General features: G+C 69.9%; 14 protein-coding genes. 7 read left to right on the plus strand and 7 right to left on the minus strand.

What is annotated here, in order from left to right; genetic code table 11:
- The first annotated feature begins 138 nt into the window (after positions 1-138).
- From AB5L97_RS16770 to AB5L97_RS16785, 4 genes are all read left to right on the plus strand, one after another.
- Positions 139-1,518, plus strand: coding sequence for an MFS transporter (locus AB5L97_RS16770; RefSeq protein WP_369045503.1), 1,380 nt, complete (start codon positions 139-141; stop codon positions 1,516-1,518).
- A 92-nt stretch (positions 1,519-1,610) separates the two neighbouring features.
- A complete protein-coding gene (locus AB5L97_RS16775) occupies positions 1,611-2,093 on the plus strand; it encodes a cation:proton antiporter regulatory subunit (protein ID WP_307958538.1) in 483 nt (160 codons plus the stop codon).
- 6 nt (positions 2,094-2,099) lie between these two features.
- Entirely contained in the window at positions 2,100-3,302 is a 1,203-nt protein-coding gene (locus tag AB5L97_RS16780; protein WP_369045504.1) for a cation:proton antiporter, read from the plus strand.
- A 130-nt stretch (positions 3,303-3,432) separates the two neighbouring features.
- The gene (locus tag AB5L97_RS16785; protein ID WP_369045505.1) at positions 3,433-4,269 is read left to right on the plus strand and encodes an amino acid-binding protein; all 837 of its coding nucleotides are present in this window, start codon (positions 3,433-3,435) and stop codon (positions 4,267-4,269) included.
- A gap of 4 nt (positions 4,270-4,273) precedes the next feature.
- Here the strand turns inward: AB5L97_RS16785 and AB5L97_RS16790 are convergent, their stop codons facing one another.
- The 6 genes from AB5L97_RS16790 to AB5L97_RS16815 form a co-directional block, all read right to left on the minus strand.
- Entirely contained in the window at positions 4,274-5,113 is an 840-nt protein-coding gene (locus AB5L97_RS16790) for a pyruvate, water dikinase regulatory protein (RefSeq protein WP_369045506.1), read from the minus strand.
- Between the two features lie 60 nt (positions 5,114-5,173).
- Positions 5,174-7,576: a phosphoenolpyruvate synthase gene (gene ppsA / locus AB5L97_RS16795; protein ID WP_369045507.1), complete on the minus strand. Its 2,403-nt coding sequence runs from the start codon at positions 7,574-7,576 to the stop codon at positions 5,174-5,176.
- Positions 7,577-7,637: 61 nt separating this feature from the next.
- A complete protein-coding gene (locus AB5L97_RS16800; protein WP_369045508.1) occupies positions 7,638-8,420 on the minus strand; it encodes a LutC/YkgG family protein in 783 nt (260 codons plus the stop codon).
- The gene (locus AB5L97_RS16805) at positions 8,417-9,979 is read right to left on the minus strand and encodes a lactate utilization protein B (RefSeq protein ID WP_369045509.1); all 1,563 of its coding nucleotides are present in this window, start codon (positions 9,977-9,979) and stop codon (positions 8,417-8,419) included. Before AB5L97_RS16805 ends, AB5L97_RS16800 begins: the two co-directional genes overlap by 4 nt.
- The gene (locus AB5L97_RS16810; protein WP_369045510.1) at positions 9,976-10,833 is read right to left on the minus strand and encodes a (Fe-S)-binding protein; all 858 of its coding nucleotides are present in this window, start codon (positions 10,831-10,833) and stop codon (positions 9,976-9,978) included. The genes AB5L97_RS16805 and AB5L97_RS16810 overlap by 4 nt, the downstream gene beginning before the upstream one ends.
- Positions 10,834-10,953: 120 nt before the next feature.
- Positions 10,954-13,863: an FAD-binding and (Fe-S)-binding domain-containing protein gene (locus tag AB5L97_RS16815; protein WP_369045511.1), complete on the minus strand. Its 2,910-nt coding sequence runs from the start codon at positions 13,861-13,863 to the stop codon at positions 10,954-10,956.
- A 172-nt stretch (positions 13,864-14,035) separates the two neighbouring features.
- Between AB5L97_RS16815 and AB5L97_RS16820 the strand changes: the two genes are divergently transcribed.
- Both AB5L97_RS16820 and AB5L97_RS16825 read left to right on the plus strand, forming a co-directional pair.
- Positions 14,036-15,718, plus strand: coding sequence for an L-lactate permease (locus AB5L97_RS16820; protein ID WP_369045512.1), 1,683 nt, complete (start codon positions 14,036-14,038; stop codon positions 15,716-15,718).
- 102 nt (positions 15,719-15,820) lie between these two features.
- Positions 15,821-16,525 carry a FadR/GntR family transcriptional regulator gene (locus AB5L97_RS16825; protein ID WP_307958549.1) on the plus strand — a complete coding sequence of 235 codons (705 nt, stop codon included), beginning with the start codon at positions 15,821-15,823 and terminating at the stop codon, positions 16,523-16,525.
- 37 nt (positions 16,526-16,562) lie between these two features.
- Here the strand turns inward: AB5L97_RS16825 and dcd are convergent, their stop codons facing one another.
- Complete coding sequence (gene dcd, locus AB5L97_RS16830; protein WP_369045514.1) at positions 16,563-17,138, minus strand: dCTP deaminase; 576 nt, start codon at positions 17,136-17,138, stop codon at positions 16,563-16,565.
- A gap of 105 nt (positions 17,139-17,243) precedes the next feature.
- Between dcd and AB5L97_RS16835 the strand changes: the two genes are divergently transcribed.
- The gene (locus AB5L97_RS16835; RefSeq protein WP_369045515.1) at positions 17,244-18,923 is read left to right on the plus strand and encodes a CAP domain-containing protein; all 1,680 of its coding nucleotides are present in this window, start codon (positions 17,244-17,246) and stop codon (positions 18,921-18,923) included.
- Positions 18,924-18,928 lie beyond the last annotated feature (5 nt).

Consider the following 18,928-nt stretch of genomic DNA (forward strand, 5'->3'; position numbering starts at 1 on the left):
ACTCCGCTCGGTTGGAGGTTCAATTTTCCACGCGTTGGGTATGGCGGCATATCAGTTGGGTTCGGCTCGGGCAGTCTATCAATCGCCTCGGTTGGCGTGCCGGGCGCCGGCCTGCTGGCACCGGCTAGAGTTCGGGGTATGCACGCGTCCGGTGTCTCCGAACTCGAACGGCACACTGCGCCTGTGCGGCGCGGCCAGGTATTGGCCTGGGCCTCGTGGGACTGGGGGTCGGCGGCCTTCAACGCCGTCATGACCACGTTCGTCTTCACGGTCTACCTCACGTCCAAGGCGTTCGGCGGCGAGGACCATGCCTCCGCCGTCCTCGGGGCCTGCCTCGGCGCCGCTGGGCTCGGCATCGCGCTCATCGCACCGGTGGCCGGCCAGCGCTCCGACGCCGGCGGGCGGCGCAAGCTGTGGCTCGGCGTCCACACGGGCGTGGTCGCGCTCCTCACGGGCCTGTGCTTCTTCGCCTTCCCCCGCCCCGAGTTCCTCCTCTACGGCGCTTCCCTGATCGCCGCAGGGCACGTCTTCAGCGAGCTCGCGGGCGTGAACTACAACGCGATGCTCGAGCAGATCGCCACCCCCAGGACCATCGGCCGGATCTCCGGGCTCGGCTGGTCCGCGGGGTACTTCGGCGGAATCGTCGCACTGCTCCTCGTGCTCGCGCTGTTCGTGCAGCCCGCGTTCCCCTGGTTCGGCGCCTCGACCGGGGATTCTCTGAACATCCGCCTCGTCGCCGTGTTCTCGATGCTGTGGATCATCGTCTTCTCGCTCCCGGTGATGTTCGCGGTGCCCGAGGTCCCGCGGCAGCCCGCGGCCCGGCTCGGCGTCGTGGCCTCCTACGGGCTCCTGTTCCGGCGGATCCGCGCGATCTGGAAGACCAGCCCCCACACGATCTACTTCCTCGTGGCCTCGGCGGTCTTCCGCGACGGGCTCGCGGCCGTCTTCACCTTCGGCGGCGTCATCGCCGCGGGCACGTTCGGCTTCACGCTCTCCCAGGTCATCTTCTTCGCGATCTTCGGGAACGTCGTCGCGGCGGTCGGCGCCATTGCGGGAGGGTTCCTGGACGACCGTCTGGGGCCCAAGCGCGTGATCATGGGTTCCCTCGTCGGGCTGCTCATCGCGGGGACATCCATCCTCGTCCTGGGCAAGGGGACCTACGAGCTCGGCGGATTCACTTGGACAGGCACCGTGACGTTCTGGGTCTTCGGCCTGTTCCTGTGCCTCTTCGTGGGGCCGGCCCAGTCCGCCGCCCGGGCCTACCTCGCGCGGCTCGCGCCCGACGGCGAGGCTGGCGAGCTCTTTGGCCTGTATGCGACGACCGGGAGGGCCGCAAGCTTCCTCGCCCCCACACTGTTCAGCCTGTGCATCACGATCGCCACCCCGTTCGTCGCCGCAGGCGAGGCGCAGCGCTGGGGGGTCCTGGGGATCATGGTCGTGCTCCTCGCGGGGCTTCTCGTGCTGCTTCCGGTCAAGCCGCCTGCTCGGGTCGCGACCGCCGTCGTGCCCGCGGCCTGATCCCGCGCCCTGACCCCGCGCCCTCGTCCGGCCGGGGCCGAGCTGCGCCGTCTTCCGGTCTCACGTGCCACGCCGCGCACTAGAGTTGAGCCATGAACGTTGACGAGACGGACCTGCCCGGGTTCGGGGTCCGCAAGGACTTCATGACACAGTCGGGCCGCAGACTCGGGGTCGTCACCCACCGCGACGGCGAGACCGAGCTCATCATCTCCGCCTGGGACGATCCGGACACGTGCCAGGCAAGCATCCCGCTCACAGGCGAGGAGGCCGCGACCCTCGGGAACCTGCTCGGCGGCCAGCGGATCGTCATGCAGCTCACCGAAGAGCACCGTGACCTGCCCGGCATCTCGACGCGGCAGTTCCACATCGCCGCCGAGTCCCCGTTCCGCGGCCATCCCATGGGCAAGGCCCAGATCCGGACGCGCACGAGCGTCTCCATTGTGGCGATCATGAGGGAGGGCGAGGTGCTTGCATCGCCGGGGCCCGACGTCGTCCTGCACGTCGGCGACCTCATTGTGGCGGTCGGCACCGAGGAGGGCCTCGACCAGGCCGCCACGATCCTCCGCAACGGCTGAGCCGCGATGGACCCACTCGCCCTGACACTGATCGAGCTGGGGGCGGTCGTCTTCGCGCTGGGCCTCCTGGCACGGCTCGCCGCTCGGATCGGCATGTCGCCGATCCCGCTGTACCTCATCGGCGGGCTGGTGTTCGGCGCGGGCGGCCTCGTCGACCTGGGCCATGTGCGGGACTTCGCCCATCTGTCGGGCGAGATCGGCGTGATCCTCCTCCTGCTCATGCTTGGACTGGAATATACGGCGCGGGAGCTGTTCACGGGCCTCAGGAAGTCGTGGCAGGCCGGGGTCATGGACCTCGTGCTGAACTTCCTCCCGGGCGCGGGGATCGCACTCCTGCTCGGCTGGGGCGGCGTCGGCGCGCTCGTCATGGGAGGCGTGACGTATATATCGTCATCGGGAATCGTCGCCAAGGTCATCACGGACCTCGGTCGTCTCGGCAACCGCGAGACGCCCACCATACTCGCTGTCCTCGTCTTCGAGGACCTCGCGATGGCGATCTACCTGCCCATCCTCACCGCGACCCTCGCTGGTGTGAGCTTCCTCGGCGGCCTCCAGACCGTCGGGATCTCGCTGGTGGTCGTGACGGTCGTCTTCTTCGTCGCGCTCCGGCATGGACACCGCGTCTCCAAGGCGGTGCACAGCGAGAACTCCGAGGTGTTCCTCCTGAACGTCCTCGGCCTCGCCCTCCTCGTGGCAGGCATCGCCTCGGCGATGCAGGTCTCCGCGGCAGTGGGTGCGTTCATGCTCGGCATCGCGATCTCGGGCACGACGGCCCACCTCGCCTCCCGTCTCCTCGAGCCGCTGCGGGACCTCTTCGCGGCGATCTTCTTCGTCGCGTTCGGCCTCAACACGGATCCCACGACGATCCCTCCCGTTCTGGGCTGGGCCCTCCTGCTCGCGCTCGTCACCGCGGCGACGAAGATCGCGACAGGGTGGTGGGCCGCTGCCCGGGCAGGCGTGGCTGTACCCGGCCGGGCGCGCGCGGGTGCGGCTCTCATCGCGCGCGGCGAGTTCTCGATCGTCATCGCCGGCCTCGCGGTCACCACGGGTGCTGTCAACAGCGAGCTCGCGGCCCTCGCCACCGCCTACGTGCTCCTCATGGCCATCATCGGCCCGCTCGCGGCGCGCTTCGTCGAGCCCCTCGTGAAGGCGATCCGCAGGCCGCGCGGTGGCGGACCGCGGGAAGCGTCGGCGAGGGTTCCCTTCTGAGGGTGGCAGGGCGCGGCGCACGACGGCGCGTGGCCGGCCGGGTGCGACGGCTGCGGGTGCCAGCCACGCGGCGTCGAGCTTAAACGCCCCGGCAATCCGGGCGAAACAGCCTTCCGTTTGGATAGGGTGCATGAGCACCTTCACGCACACGCCCCCTCCATCCGAGCTGGCCTGCGAAGTGTGTGGCCGGTACCCGGAGCCAGCCAAGCTCAGGGCAACGCTCGCGAACATCCTCGCCACGCTGCCCATCGAGCTCTCAGCCAACGCTCTCCTGCTCGAGACACACTGGCCCGTGGCGGTACAGGTCGTCCTGCTCGGGATCGCCTCGACCGCACTGGTGATCTGGGTCGCCGAGCCGGGCGTCCGGCGGATCTTCCGCTCGTGGCTGCACGCGCCGGCGCTGCGGAGGCGGCGCGAGCTTGCCGTCGCACCCGCCTTGTGGCGAGCCCGGGCCACCCTGTCCGACTCCCCCGGCGCGCTCGAGCACCTCACGCACGCGCTGGCGCGGCTGGGCGTGAACATCCTCGCAATCCAGGCGCAGCCCGTCCGCAGCGGAGTCGTGGATGAGCTCGTGCTGTCCGCACCCGGCGGGCTGACAGAGGCCGACCTGCTCGAGGCGCTCGCAGAGGGGGGAGGCGAGGCACCGCGCGCCTGGCCGACCACGCCGCTCGCACTCATCGACGGGCCGACCCGTGCACTCTCGCTCGCGGCGCAGGTCGCAGAGGCCCCGGCGGAGCTTCGTTACGCGGCTGCCGAGCTCGTGGGCGCCCAGATAGTGCCCGCCGAGCGTGCCCTTCCGGATGACTGGCACGCGGCGGGGACCGTCCTGCGGATCCCGACGCCATGGGACGAACCGCTCGTGCTGATCCGGCCCGGGGTCCCCTTCACCCCGGCGGAAATCGCCCGGGTCAGCAGACTCGCGGAACTCGCGGAGGTCGCCGAGGGCGCACGACGGGGGCTTCGGTAGCGCCTCAGTGGTGGAGGTGCATCCGTTGGAGGATGGTCGCGGCCATCTCCTCGACAGACATCACGCTCGAGTTGACGTGCGGAATGCCATGGCCGAGGTAGAGGGCCTCGGCGCTGCGCAGCTCGTAGCCACACTGCTGGAGGGACGAGTACTGCGACCGGGGCCTTCGCCCAGTGCGCACCTGGTGCAGGCGCAGGGGGGTCGAGGAGAGACCGAAGCACTTCCCGACGTGCGGCAGGAGGGGGGCCGGCAGCTCCCCACGCTCGAAGTCCTCGTCGACAAGTGGGAAGTTGGCGGCAAGGATCCCGTGCTGCAGGGCCAAGTACATGGTGGTGGGCGTCTTGCCGCACCGGGAGGGGGCGATCAGGATGAGTTCGGCGTTCTCAAGGGCCCGGATGGACTGCCCGTCGTCGTGCTCGATCGCGTACTCGACCGCCGCCATCCGCGATTGATACCGCAGAACGTTGCCCTGCCCGTGGGCCTTCCCGAGTTCCCCGCTCGCCTGGGTGCCGAGAGCACGCTCGAGCTCGCCGACGTGTCCCCCCAGCAGGTCGATGAAGTGCGCGCTCGCGGTGGAGAGGATCGCCCGGATGCCGGTGTTCACGGCCGTGGAGAAGATCAGGGGAAGCGGGCCGAGCGATGCAAGTTCATTGATGGTCGCCACCACCTGATAGGCGAGCTCGGGGGTCGAGATGAAGGGAACGGTCTCTCGGGCGAAGGATTCCTGCGGAAACTGGGTGAGCAGCGTGTTGCCGAACGTCTCGGCCGTAATCCCCGTTCCGTCGGAGAGGAAGAAGACTGGCCGGTCGCGCTGATCTTTCACGGTGTTCCTGCCTTGGGTCATAGGTCGCCGTGCGGCCCGGCGTGTGCCGGGCCGCACGGAGGAGGTTGGCCTGCGCCAGACCTACCGGGCCGCTCCGGCCAGGCGCATCCGGGTGTCGACCACCGTGTCGGGGTTGAGGGACATCGAGTCGATGCCCTCGGCCACGAGCCAGTCCGCGAGATCCGGGTGATCGCTGGGACCCTGACCGCAGATGCCCACGTACTTCCCGCGCGCCTTGCACGCGCTGATGGCCAGGCTCAAGAGCTTCTTCACGGCCGGGTTGCGCTCATCGAACCGGTCTGCGACGAGGGCCGAGTCGCGGTCGAGGCCGAGCGTCAGCTGTGTCAGGTCGTTGGACCCGATCGAAAACCCGTCGAAGAAGTCGAGGAACTCGTCGGCGAGCAGTGCGTTGACGGGGAGCTCGCACATCATGATGATCTTGAGGCCGTTGTCGCCCCGCTTGAGGCCGTTCTCCCCGAGCAGCTCGATGACTCCCGAGGCCTCCTCGAGCGTGCGGACAAAGGGCACCATGAGCTGGACGTTGGTCAGTCCCATGGTGTCCCGCACGTACTTGACGGCCTCGCACTCAAGCTCGAATGCGGCGCGGAAGTCCGCGGACAGGTACCGCGAGGCCCCACGGAACCCGAGCATGGGGTTTTCCTCGTTCGGCTCGAAGGCCGGGCCGCCGAGCAGGTTCGCGTACTCGTTGGACTTGAAGTCGGACAGCCGCAGGATGACGGGCTGCGGCGCGAACGCCGCGGCGAGCATGCTCATACCCTCGGCCAGACGCATGACGTAGTAGTCACGGGGCCCGGGGTAGGCGCTGATTCGCTCCTGAATCCGCGTGACGGTCGCGTCCGTGAGACCCTCTTGACGGTGCGACGGGTCCTTCTCGAGGGCCAGCAAGGCGTTGGGGTGGATCCCGATCTGACGGTTGATGATGAACTCGAGCCGGGCCAGCCCGATCCCATCGTGCGGGAGCTTGGAGAACGTGAAGGCCTGATCGGGCGTACCGACGTTCATCATGATCTTCACGGGGAGCTCGGCGAAGGCGCCCAGCTCACTCTCCTCGATCGCGAAGTCCAGGAGGCCGTCGTAGATGAAGCCCGTCTCGCCCTCCGCGCACGAGACAGTGACGGAGCTGCCCTCGGCGAGCATCTGGGTGGCATCGCCCGTGCCGACGACGGCGGGGATCCCAAGCTCGCGGGCGATGATGGCCGCGTGGCACGTGCGCCCGCCCCGGTTGGTGACGATCGCCGCGGCGCGCTTCATGATCGGCTCCCAGTCGGGATCGGTCATGTCCGCCACGAGCACGTCCCCCGCCTCGAACTGGGCCATCTGCTCGAGCGAACGGAGGATCTTCACCTTCCCCGCGCCGATCCGCTGCCCGATGGCGCGGCCCTCCGCGAGGAGGGGCCCCGTCTCGTGGAGCCGGTACCGGGTGGAGGTGCTCGTCGAGGTGCGGGACTGTACGGTCTCCGGGCGGGCCTGAAGGATGTAGAGCTTCCCGTCAACCCCGTCCTTGCCCCACTCGATGTCCATCGGGCGTCCGTAGTGCTCCTCGATCTTCACCGCCTGTCTGGCAAGTTCCTGGACCTCGTCATCAGTGATGCTGAACCGACCGCGCTCGCCCTTGGCCACGTCGGTGAACTCGACCGTCGCACCGCCGCCCGCAGCGTCGGAGTAGACCATCTTGACGGCCTTCTCGCCCAGGCCTCGCTTGAGGATCGCGGGGCGCCCCGCGAGCAGGCCGGGCTTGTGGACGTAGAACTCGTCCGGGTTGACCGCGCCCTGCACCACGGCCTCGCCGAGACCGTACGAGGACGTGATGAACACGGTGTCCCGGAACCCGGACTCCGTGTCCATCGTGAACATGACGCCGGAGGCGCCGACATCGGAGCGGACCATCTTCTGCACGCCCGCCGAGATCGCCACCTCGGAGTGCGTGAAGCCGTGGTGAACCCGGTAGGCAATGGCGCGATCGTTGTACAGCGACGCGAAGACGTCCTTGATCGCGGTGAGGATGTTCTCGATGCCCGTCACGTTCAGGAAGGTCTCCTGCTGCCCCGCAAACGAGGCGTCCGGCAGGTCCTCCGCCGTGGCACTGGACCGGACAGCCCAGGAGACCGTCGCCGTGCCGGAGGCCTCGCGCCCCGCGAGGTCCGCGTACGCGTCGCGGACCTCGCGTTCGAACTGCTCGGGGAACGGCGCGGAGGTGATCGCCGCCCTGATCTTCGTCCCAGCGGCGGCCAGCGCCGCGACGTCGTCCGTATCGAGCCCCACGAGGGCCTGATCGATCGTCTCCTCGAGGCGGGCACCGCGCAGGAACTCCCTGAAGGCCTCTGCGGAGGTCGCGAAGCCCGGCGGGACGCTCACGCCGGCGGCGGACAGATTGCTGAAGAGCTCCCCCAGCGAAGCGTTCTTTCCACCCACCCGGTCCACATCGCCCATGCCGAGCTCGGAAAACCACAAAATATCAGCCATAACGTCTCTATCCTTCTCCGTTGAAGTCACAAGGGTGCCCATGGGCCCAGCCGGCCTCAGACTAGCGGACGATCAAGACATCCAGGATTCGGGGGCCGTGGACGCCCTCGACGCGCTCGAGTTCGATGTCACTCGTTGCGCTCGGCCCCGAGATGAGGGTGAGCGGGCGCGTGATGTCGAGCCGCGCGAACCCCTCGGGAACGAGCCCCACGATCGTCTCGACCGGGACCACGCACACGTGGTGGTCTGGCACGAGCGAGATCGCACGCCGCCCCTGGTCCGGCGACCCGTCGAGGATGATCGTGCCGGTCTCGGCGACGCTCACCGCGGAACTCGTCACGACCGCGTCGAGCGCATCGAGGCGGTCGACGCCGAGCGGGGCCTCCCGCGAATCCGTCACCGCGTGCTCGGCGAGACTCGAGTGCAGCCACTCGCTGGGAAGCCCGGCGGGCGCGACGAAGGTCTTCCCGTCAAGCCGCACCCTGATGGCCTCCACGAGGCCGTCCCGGCCCACGATCTCGACGCTCGCCTTGTAGTCCTCGAGGCGATCGACCAGCAGGGCGACGAGCTCGTCCTGGGCGAGCCCCGACGTCGTGCGATACGGCCGGGTGACTTCGCCGCTACCCGGGGTGACCTCAGCCCCACCAGAGGTGACCTCGCCGCCACCCGGGGTGACCTCAGCACCACCAGAGGTGACCTCGCCGCCACCCGGGGTGACCTCAGCACCACCAGAGGTGACCTCAGCACCACCAGAGGTGACCTCGGCGGCACTAGGGGTGACCTCGGCGGGGGCGGTGCCCAGTGCCGCGTGGATCCTGGCCAGGATGTCGTCGCGCGCGCTCACTTGCTCTCCCCTTCGGTTGCTGGGCGATCCGTTGCCGGCCGACTGCCGTCTCGCTTCTTCCATTGCTGCCGGAACGACTCCGCGGGCGGGGCGGGGATGTCGCGGCTCTGCGTCCAGCCGGCACCGATGCCGGGCAGCTTTGAGATGACCCCATAGCGCCCGGCGGCGGCCTTCCCCAGCGGGAGGCCGCGTTCGAGCAGGCCCATGCGCGCGCCGTCGGACATCGCCCAGGACGCGCCGGTCATGGCGAGGTCGAACTGCGAGGGCAGGCGCCGCGCACCAGGCTTGGACCGCCGTTCCTCGACGTCCTCGCCGCGCAGGTGCACGAGGATCTCGGGGATGTTGATCTTCACCGGGCAGGCGTCGAAGCACGCCCCGCACAGCGAGGACGCGTACGGCAGGGACTTGTTCTCCTCGGCCTCGATGCCGGTGAGCAGCGGGGACAGGATCGCTCCGATCGGACCGGGGTACGTGGACCCGTAGGCGTGGCCGCCGGCCCTCTCGTACACGGGACACACGTTCATGCATGCCGAGCAGCGGATGCAGTGCAGCGCGGAGCGCCCGTGGCGGTCCGCGAGCGCCCGGGTGCGGCCGTTGTCGAGGATCACCACGTGGACGTTCTGTGGGCCGTCGCCAGGGGTCACCCCGGTCCACAACGACGTGTAGGGGTTCATGCGCTCCCCGGTAGAGGACCGCGGCAGCAGCTGCATGAACACGCCCAGGTCCTCAGCGCGCGGCAGGACCTTCTCGATGCCCATGACGGTGATGAGGGTCTCTGGCAGCGTAAGGCACATGCGCCCGTTGCCCTCGGACTCGACGACGCCGAGGGTACCGGTCTCCGCGATGCCGAAGTTGGCACCGGAGATCGCGACGCGGGCGGAGAGGAACTTGGCACGCAGGTGCGCGCGGGCGGCCATCGCGAGGCGGCGCGGCTCATCGGTCAGATCCGGGTCGACGCCGGGCATCTCCCGCAGGAAGATGTCCCGGATCTCGGTGCGGTTCTTGTGGATCGCGGGAACCAGGATGTGGCTCGGCTTGTCGTGGCCGAGCTGGACGATGAGCTCCGCGAGGTCCGTCTCGAACGCCGCGATTCCACGCTCCTCGAGGTATTCGTTGAGCCCGATCTCCTGCGTGGCCATGGACTTGACCTTGACCACCTCGGTGGCCCCACTGTTCTCGTCCGGACCTGTCTCGTCCGGACCCGCGGCCCGGATCAGCTCCTCCACGATCCGGTTCGCCTCGGCCGCGTCCCTGGCCCAGTGGACCGTCCCGCCGCGCGCCGTGAACTGCTCCTCGAACTGCGCGAGCAGCTCGGGCAGGCGTTCCATGGCCTCGGTCTTGATCGCGGAGCCCGCGTCCCGCAGGGCCTCCCAGTCGGGCAGCTCGGAGACGACCTTGAGCCGCTTGTCCCGGATCGTGTGGGTCGCGTGGGTGAGGTTCCGGCGCTGCTGGGCGTTGCCGAGCTCGCGCTTCGCATACTTCGGGAACGGCTCAAGCTCGGAGATGTTGCCGAAGCCGCGGGGAGGAACGGCAGGGATTCCAAGGCTGACGGCGGTCATCGCGCACCTCCAGGGGTACCGGCGAGGGCAAGCTCACCGTCGAACATGAGAGGGCTTTCGCGCGTCGAGGCGAGCACCTCCGCGAGGTGGACGGTCCGCACGGGGCGACCGGACGGCGTCGTGCGCCTCTCGCGGGAGAGGCCGCCGCCGATGTGCATGAGGCAGCTCGCGTCGCCGCCCGCGCAGGCCCCGGCTCCGGTGCCGCAGATGTTGGCGACCTTGTCCGCGAGCATCGCCGAGGAGACGTCCGCATTCTTGATCGAGAACGTGCCGCCGAACCCGCAGCATTGGTCAGCATCGGGGAGGTCGAGCACGTCGAGCCCCTCAACCGAGGCGAGCAGGCCGCGCTGGCGGTCGCCGAGGTGGAGCAGGCGCATGCCGTGGCAGGACGGGTGGTACGTGATGGTGCCGGGGAGGTAGGAGCCGAGCTGGGCGGCCGCGTCGGTGACGCCGAGGACGTCCGTGAGGAGCTGGGCGAGCTCGTACGTGCGGGCGCCCACGGCGTCGGCACGGCGCGCAAGGGTGGAGTCGGCGCCCTTCATGCCGTGCTCCACCGCCCAATCCGCGACCATGGCGTGCTGGTGCTTGACCGAAGCGACGCACGACCCGGAGGGCGCCACCGCGACGTCGAATTCCCCGGAGTCGAAGCCAGCCTCGAACGTGCGGACGTGGTTCTCGACGACGGGCAGCGCCTCGCGCAGGTAGCCCGAGTTGACGTGCATCTGGCCGCAGCAGGCCTGACCGGCAGGGAACACGACCTCGTGTCCGAGCCGCTCCAGGATCTCCACCGTGGCCTGCGCGACGCGCGGATACATGGCGTCGACGATGCAGGTCGCGAAGAGCGCGATCTTCATGGTGTCCTCTCTCGGCCCGGACGCGGATGCGTCGCTGGCCCATGTGGTCTGACCATAGCATAGCAATGTGCGGGTGATCACACCCACACTATGGTTCGGGAGGGCGGCGCGCCCACCGCGTCAGGGGCGCGTCGCCTCGGCGAGCAACTCCAGGATGTGCCGGTACGGGCGCCCGGTAGCCCGGGTCAGGCCGATCTCGCACGTCCGGTTCGACGACGCGTACTCGGCGAAGCGCCCGCCACGCTCGCGCTCGGCCTCCGCGAGGCCGCCCGCCTCGGGGGCCGTAGCCGAGGCCGTAAGCTCGGGGTGCAGAAGGCCGCGGTCCCCCGCGAAGCCGCAGCAGCCGGCCTCGAGCGGAGTGAAGACCTCGTCCGCGATGTGCCCGGCGATCGCGGCGAGCCGCGGCGTGGTCCCGGCGATGGTGCCCGAGCAGGTGGGGTGGAGCGCCACGGACGGGATCTGGCGGCGCACCGGCAGCCGCGGCAGGAGGCCCGCGGCGAACTCGATCGCGTCCACGACCCGCAGCCCGGAGCCCTCGGCGGCCGAGCGGAGCATGATCGCGAGGCCCTCGGCGCACGAGGAGGCGTCGACCACGATCGGCAGGCGCCCGCCCTCGGTCGCCTCGAGAAGCGCAGGTACCACGATCGAGCGCATGTGCTCCCAGCCCGACGTCATGCCCTTGGACTTCCACGGCGTCCCGCAGCACATCGAGCCGACGCCCTCGGGGGTGCGCAGCCGCACCCCCGCCCGGTCGCATACGTCAAGGAACGCGCCGGTGGCGCCGCCGGGGTGGCCACCCTCCTCGGGTCCGAACATCGTGCCGATGCACGCCGAGAAGAGCACGGCCTCCGCGGCGTCGTCGCGCCGCCGGGGACGCGCGACGCCGCCGCCCGGCAGGCCGCCGTCGTACATCGGGATCTCTTCGCCGAGCAGCTTCCGCGCGACGCGCGTGACCCCCTCGAGGGGGGCGGACGGGAGGGCCTTCGCGGAACTCAGCGCCGCTCCCCCGACGCGCGACGCCGCGCCCCACGCGTGCGCCGCGGCGTTCCATGCCGCGGACTCGACCCGGCCGGCGTCCTCAGCGCGCAGGCGGCGGACGAAGTCGCCGGTATTGATGCCCACGGGGCACGCCGTGCCGCACATGCCGTCGACGGCGCACGTGGAGACACCGCTGTAGTCGTAACCGTCGAGGATCTGCCGCGCGAGCTCCTCGTTGCCCTCGGCGCGGGCCTGCTCGGCGTCGCGGCGGAGCGTGATGCGCTGGCGCGGGGTGAGGGTGAGCGAGCGGGACGGGCACACTGGCTCGCAGTACCCGCACTCGACGCAGCGGTCCACTTCCTCCTCGACCGTGGGCGTGACCTTGAGGTCAGCCAGGTACGAGCGGGGGTCGTCGGAGAGGACGGCGCCCGGGTTGAGGATGCCGCGCGGGTCTGCGAGGCGCTTGACCTCCTTCATGACCTCGTACAGCTCGTCGCCGTACTGGCGGCGCACGTACGGGGCCATGATGCGGCCGGTACCGTGCTCGGCCTTGAGGGTCCCGCCGGCGCCGAGCACGAGATCGACGAGGTCCTCGGTGAAGTCCTCGTACCTGCTCGTGTCACCGGTGGAGAAGTCCTCGTTGAGCATGAAGTGGAGGTTGCCGTCCTTGGCGTGGCCGAAGATCACCGGGTCGCGGTAGCCGTGGTCGGCCAGGAGCCCCGCGAGGTCGTGGCAGGTGCCTGCGAGGGCCGAGACTGGAACAGCGATGTCCTCGAGGAGCTGGCTCGTGCCGGACGGGCGCGCGCTCGCCACGGTCGAGTAGAGGCCCTTGCGGACCTTCCACAGGGCGGCGCGCTCGCGGGCGTCCCGCGTCATGGCGACGGGCCGGGCGAGCCCGAGGCCCGCGAACAGCCGCGTGGCGGCGCTGGCCCGGTCCGCCAGTTCCTCGGGACTCGAGGCGGCGAACTCGACGAGCAGCCCCGCCGGGTCGGAGAGGTCCAGAGTCCGGATCTCCTCGGGGCAGTCGGAGAGGCGCGAGGAAACCCGCAGGGACACGGCATCCATGAGCTCCGCGGTGTCCGCGCCGGCTGCGACGAGCTCCGGGATCGCCGCAGCGGCGGCGCCCACGCCGGGGAAGACGAGGAGGCCGGTGGCGATGTGGGGCTTGACCTCGACCGTGTCGAACACGGCCTCCGCCACGAACGCGAGCGTGCCCTCGGAACCGATCACGAGGTGAACGAAGATGTCGAGAGGGTCCTCGAAGTCCAGGAACGCGTTGAGCCCGTAGCCCATGGTGTTCTTCATCGAGAACTGGCGGCGGATCCGCGCGACCGAGTCCGTCGAGGCGAGGATCCGCTGCCGCAGCCGTGCGAGGCCCTCGTGGAGGGCGGGCTCGCGGCTGGCGAATTCGGACGACGCCGCAGGGTCGCCGGAGTCGATCACGGTCCCCGAGGGCAGGACGAACCGCATGGACCTCAGGGTCCGGTACGTGTTGGCCTCGGTGCCGCAGTGCATGCCGGAGGAGTTGTTGGCCACGACGCCGCCGATCGTGCACGCGATCTCGCTCGCCGGGTCCGGCCCGAGCGCGCGGTGGTGCCGGGCGAGGCGCGCGTTGACGGCGCGGACCGTCACGCCCGGCTGGACGCGCACAGACGCGCCGCCGTCGAGCACCTCGAGGCCGGAGAAGTTGCGGCGCGTGTCTGCGAGGACCCCCGCCGTGATCGCCTGGCCGGACAGGCTCGTGCCTCCGGAGCGGAAGGTCACGGGGGTTTCGTGCCGCGCGCAGGCGGCGAGGAGGGTCGCAACGTCCCGGTCCGTGCGCGGGGCGGCGACGACCCTCGGGACGAGCAGGTAGTGCGAGGCATCATGGGCCTTCGCGTGCAGGTCGAGGGGCCGCGTCGTCACGGCCTCGGCGCCGAGGGCCGCCGCGAGCTCGGCGGCGAGCGTCTGCGTACCGGTGCCCGCGGCCTCCGCTGCGGCCGCCGCGGAAGGTGCCGCGGAAGGTGCCGCCGTCTCGCGGAGGTGAGCGCTCGTCGTCGTGCGCAGCTTCATGGGAAGTCCTTCCGGGCAGACAAATTGAAGGGTATGTGGTCGGACCATATCAGCACGTGTGCCCCTTGTCACAACCCCGGGGATGTGTGCTAGATTACGTGGTCGGACCACGATGGTCCTACCACATCGGCGCCGGGTTGCCCCCGGTCTCCACCTCCCCACAGGAGTCCGCATGACCTTCACCCCCGTGACCGACCCGGTGGCCGGCAGCGTCGCCGTCTCCGCCCTGATCGGGCTCATCCCCCTTGTGACCTTCTTCGTGCTGCTCGCCGTCGTGCGCACCAAGGCCCATGTGGCCGGCGCCTTCGCTTTGCTCGCGGCCCTCGTCGTCGCGACCCTCGCTTACCACATGCCGATCGGGCTCGCGGCCCTCGCGGCAACGCAGGGCGGCATCTTCGGGGCCTTCCCTGTGTTCTGGATCGTCCTCACGGCTGTGTGGCTCTACCAGGTCACGGTCCTGAGCGGTCGGTTCGAGGACCTCAGGCGCATCTTCGACCGCCTCGGCGGCGGGGACCTGCGCATCCAGGCCATCCTCATCGCCTTCTGCTTCGGCGGCCTCATGGAGGCGCTCGCGGGCTTCGGCGCACCCGTGGCCATCACCGCAACCATGCTCATGGCCATCGGCCTCAAGCCCCTGCGCGCCGCGGCGACCGTACTCGTGGCCAACACCGCGCCGGTGGCCTTCGGGGCGATCGCCATTCCGATCACCACGGCGGGCGCGCTCACCGGCATCCCCGCCGAGCACATCGGCGCGATCGTCGGCCGGCAGACACCCCTCCTCGCGTTCCTCGTGCCGCTCCTGCTGCTGCTCATCGTTGACGGCGTCCGGGGCCTCCGCGACGCGTGGGCGCCCGCACTCGTGACCGGCGTCGCGTTCGGCCTCGCACAGTTCCTGTGCTCGAACTACTTCTCCTACGAGCTCACCGACGTGGTGGCCTCACTCTTCGGCCTCGGTGTCGCCATTGCCTTCCTTCGAGTGTGGAAGCCCCGCGGGGCCGATGCGGCCCGGGCGCGACTCGGCATCGCCGCGCCGTCCGCCGTCGGGCCGGGCGCTGCCGCCCAGAGCCTGACCGGCCAGCGCGTGTGGCTCGCACTGTTCCCGTACGTGCTGGTCATCGTTGTGTTCGCAGTGTCGAAGCTGTGGCGGCTCGGCATCGACATCCCCGCAGCCCTCGCCGCAACGGACGTCAAGGTCAACTGGCCGATCCTCCACGACGCCCTCCTCGGTGCGAACGGAAAGCCCGTTTCCTCGACCGTCTACAACTTCCAGTGGCTCTCCGGTCCCGGCACCCTGCTGCTCATCTCGGGCCTGATCATCGCCCTCGTCTACTCGAAGTACGACGGCGACGGGCGCTTCAGCCTCAAGGTCTCCGACGCGATCGCCGAGCTGTGGCGGACGCTGGTCAAGATGCGGTTCGCGGCCCTGACGATCATCCTCGTGCTGGCGGTCGCGTACGTGATGAACCTCTCGGGTCAAACGGTCGCGATCGGCACGTGGCTCGCCGGCACCGGTGCGGCGTTCGCGTTCCTGTCCCCGATCCTCGGGTGGATCGGCACGGCCGTGACCGGATCCGACACGTCCGCCAACGCGCTCTTCGCCAAACTGCAGCAGACTGCCGGGCACGCCGCGGGCATCGACCCGTCGCTGCTCGTCGCTGCCAACACGTCCGGCGGCGTGGTGGGGAAGCTCATCAGCCCCCAGAACCTCGCGATCGCGGCGACCTCGGTGGGCATGGACGGCCAGGAGTCGGTCATCCTGCGCAAGGTCGTGTGGTGGAGCGTGGGCATGCTGCTGGTGCTGTGCACCCTCGTATACCTCCAGTCCACGCCGGTCCTCGGATGGATGCTCCCGTAGCCCGTCCCGCACGGCGGCGAGCCCTCGCTCCGGTGCCCCGCGCTCCCGGGGCGAGGGCCGGCGTCGTGCGTGACGGCACCCCGTTTACGGCAGGATGGACCCATGTCTGAATCCGCGACCGGCCGCGCGCATGACGCGGTGCTGCGCCACATCGAGGGAAGCCTCCGCTCCGGCGAGCTCAAGCTCGGCGACCGGCTGCCGGGCGAGCGTGCCCTCGCCGAGCAGTTCGGCATCTCGCGCGCGTCCGTGCGGGACGCGATCCGCTCCCTCGAGGTCATGGGCGTAGTCCGGTCCGCGACCGGCTCGGGGCCGAATTCGGGGACGATCGTGGTCTCGGACCCCTCTTCGGCGCTCGGTGTGGCGCTGCGGATGCACGTCGCGAGCCACCACCTGCCCGTCAAGGACGTGGTCGAGGCGCGCATCATGATGGAGACGTGGTCCCTCGGGCGCGCGGCCTCCGCGCCGTGGACGCCCGAGCAGCTCGACGACGCGCGCCGCCTCCTCGACGCGATGGACGACGACGCGCTGCCCTCCGAGATCTTCACGCTCCTCGACTCGCAGTTCCACGTGGCCCTGAGCACCCTCGCGGGCAACGTGGTGGTGAGCACCATGATGGAGTCAATGCGCGAGGCCATCCGCGGCTACATAGACGACGCCGTAACTCGCCGCGGCGGCTGGGATCAGGCCGTCACCGTGCTCCGGAGCCACCACCACGCGATCTTCGACGCCGTCGAGGCGCGCGACGGCGAGCTCGCGGCCCGCCTGGTGCGCGAGCACATCGAGTGGTTCTACGCCCAGAGCGTCTGAGCGGCCGGGCGTGCGGTCCGGAGCAGACCTGCGAGCGTCAGATGCGCGTCCGGTGGAAGTTCAGGTGGCTCCGTGAGGCCGTCGGCCCGCGCTGGTTCTGGTACCGGTTGCCGTACTCGCCCGAACCGTAGGGGTGCTCCGCGGCGGAGGAGAGGCGGAAGAAGCACAACTGGCCGATCTTCATCCCGGGCCAGAGTTTGATCGGCAGCGTCGCGACGTTTGAGAGCTCGAGCGTCACATGCCCCGCGAAGCCTGGATCGATGAACCCCGCGGTCGAGTGGGTCAGGAGCCCGAGCCGTCCCAGCGAAGACTTCCCCTCGAGCCTTGCCGCGATGTCATCGGGAAGGGACACGGTCTCGTAGGTGGATCCGAGCACGAACTCGCCCGGGTGCAGGATGAACGGCTCATCGGAGTCCACGTCAACGAGCCGGGTGAGCTCGGGCTGTTCCTCCGACGGATCGATGTGCGCGTACTTGTGGTTGTCGAAGAGCCGGAAGAACCGGTCGATCCGCACGTCGACGCTCGAAGGCTGCACCATCCCCGGGTCGTACGGCGTGAGCCGGATGCGCTCGGCGTCGATTTCGGCACGGATGTCGCGGTCTGAAAGCAGCACGTCTCCCAAAATACCGCAGCGCCGCTGAACCATTGCCGCCATGGGACGAATGGGAATAGGGTGACCCACGGGAATGGTGTGACTCGCCTGCGGAAGGACCGTTCCATGAGACGCGTACGCATGGCCGTCGCTGTGGTAGCCACGGCGCTCCTCACCGCCCTCGCCCCCGCGGCCGCGCCGCCGTCGTCCGTGCTCACCACCTCGGGCGCTTCCCGGAACGCGACCCACGACGTCGCCCCCTCGCCGACCGCCGCAGGCGCTCAGAACGCGGCAACGAATCGTAGCCTCGATGTCCGTCTCGACCCCGCGGGCGGTTTCGCGCAGGGCGCCGCGGGCCCGCAGGTGAAGCCGATCGACGCGCTGCGCGGCCCGGACACGATCGACCCGTCAGTCACGTCGGTCACTCCGCTCGCGGCGCCAATGGGGGACACGAGCAACCTCGTCAGCGACGACAACTCCTCGCAGGTCCTCGCAGTCTTCTCCGCGATCAATGCCTACCGGCAGCAGAACGGCCTTAACCCGGTCCGGTACCACCTGAACGTCCAGGAGCTCGCGCAAGAGTGGTCGGATAGCATCGCGAGCCGCGAGGTCATCGAGCACCGCTCGAGCTTCTGGACCGACCCGCGCGCGCTCAACCCGGACAACGGCGCGGGCGAGGTCATCGCGGTGCGCTGGGACCGGGACGCGACACAGCTCGTCGAATGGTGGAAGTCGTCGCCCTCCCACAACGCGATCCTGCTGGACGCACGGATGAGCGTGGTGGGCATCGGCATCACCTTCACCAACGGCACCCCGGCCACCACCCCCAACAGGTACACGATGTGGGGCGTCGTGGACTTCTTCGGCTACAAGACGCTGCCCGCAGGCACGACGGCGTCGCCCGGTGGCGCATCGACCTCACCGAGTCCGTCGCCCACCCCGGCCCAGACTCCAACCACCCGCCCCGCGCCCGTGCCGGTCAACCCGCCCTCGGGCACACCCCTGACCCCGGCCGGCGCGGAGCTGTGCGCCGCCCCGGGGAGGTTCCAGCCGACCACGCAGGACTTGTCGCACGCCGCACTCCACAGTGCCGCCGATCTGGTCGCCCTCGATCCGAACGGCTCCGTCCTGGTGTATCCCGCCGCTTCGGGCGGAGCGCTCGGCGCACCCACCACGATCGGCACGGGCTTCGGCAACGCGGCCTCCGTGACGTCCGTCGACTGGGACCGCGACGGTGTCTTCGACCTGCTGGTCCAGTGGCGCGACGGCCGGCTCGTGGTCTATCCAGGACTCACGGGCGGAAGCTTCGCGGCACCGGTCACGCTTGGGCAGTCGGGTTGGGACACTATGACCCTCGCATCCGGGCTGTGGTGCGCGACGAACCGCCTCCCTCAGCTCCTCGCGCTCGACCCGTCGGGGAACCTGTACTTCTATCCGAACCGCGGCACCGGCGACCTCTTCCAGCGGGCGCTCCTGGCCACCGGCGTCGCTGGCGGCCATGCCGCGATGCTCGACGTGACCGGAGACGGATTCGAGGACTTCGTCGCACAGGGCGCGGACGGTACGCTCGTGCTGTACCGGTCGCTCGGCCAGGAGCAGCTCGTGAGCGAGGCTCGGGCCGTCGTCGCCTCGGCCTGGGGAACCACGGGACAGCTGCAGGTGCTCCGGGGCCTCGACGGGCCCGGCACCCTTGGAATCGCTGCTGTGCGCACCAACGGTTCGCTGGGCTACTGGCCCGTCACCGGCGGCCAATTCGGGGCACCGCGGGTGTTGGGGGCGGGTTGGGGCGGTATGCGCCTAGGCTGAGGCGC

Origin of the sequence: Sinomonas sp. P10A9 (assembly GCF_041022165.1) — a bacterium.
GTDB classification, from domain to species: domain Bacteria; phylum Actinomycetota; class Actinomycetes; order Actinomycetales; family Micrococcaceae; genus Sinomonas; species Sinomonas puerhi.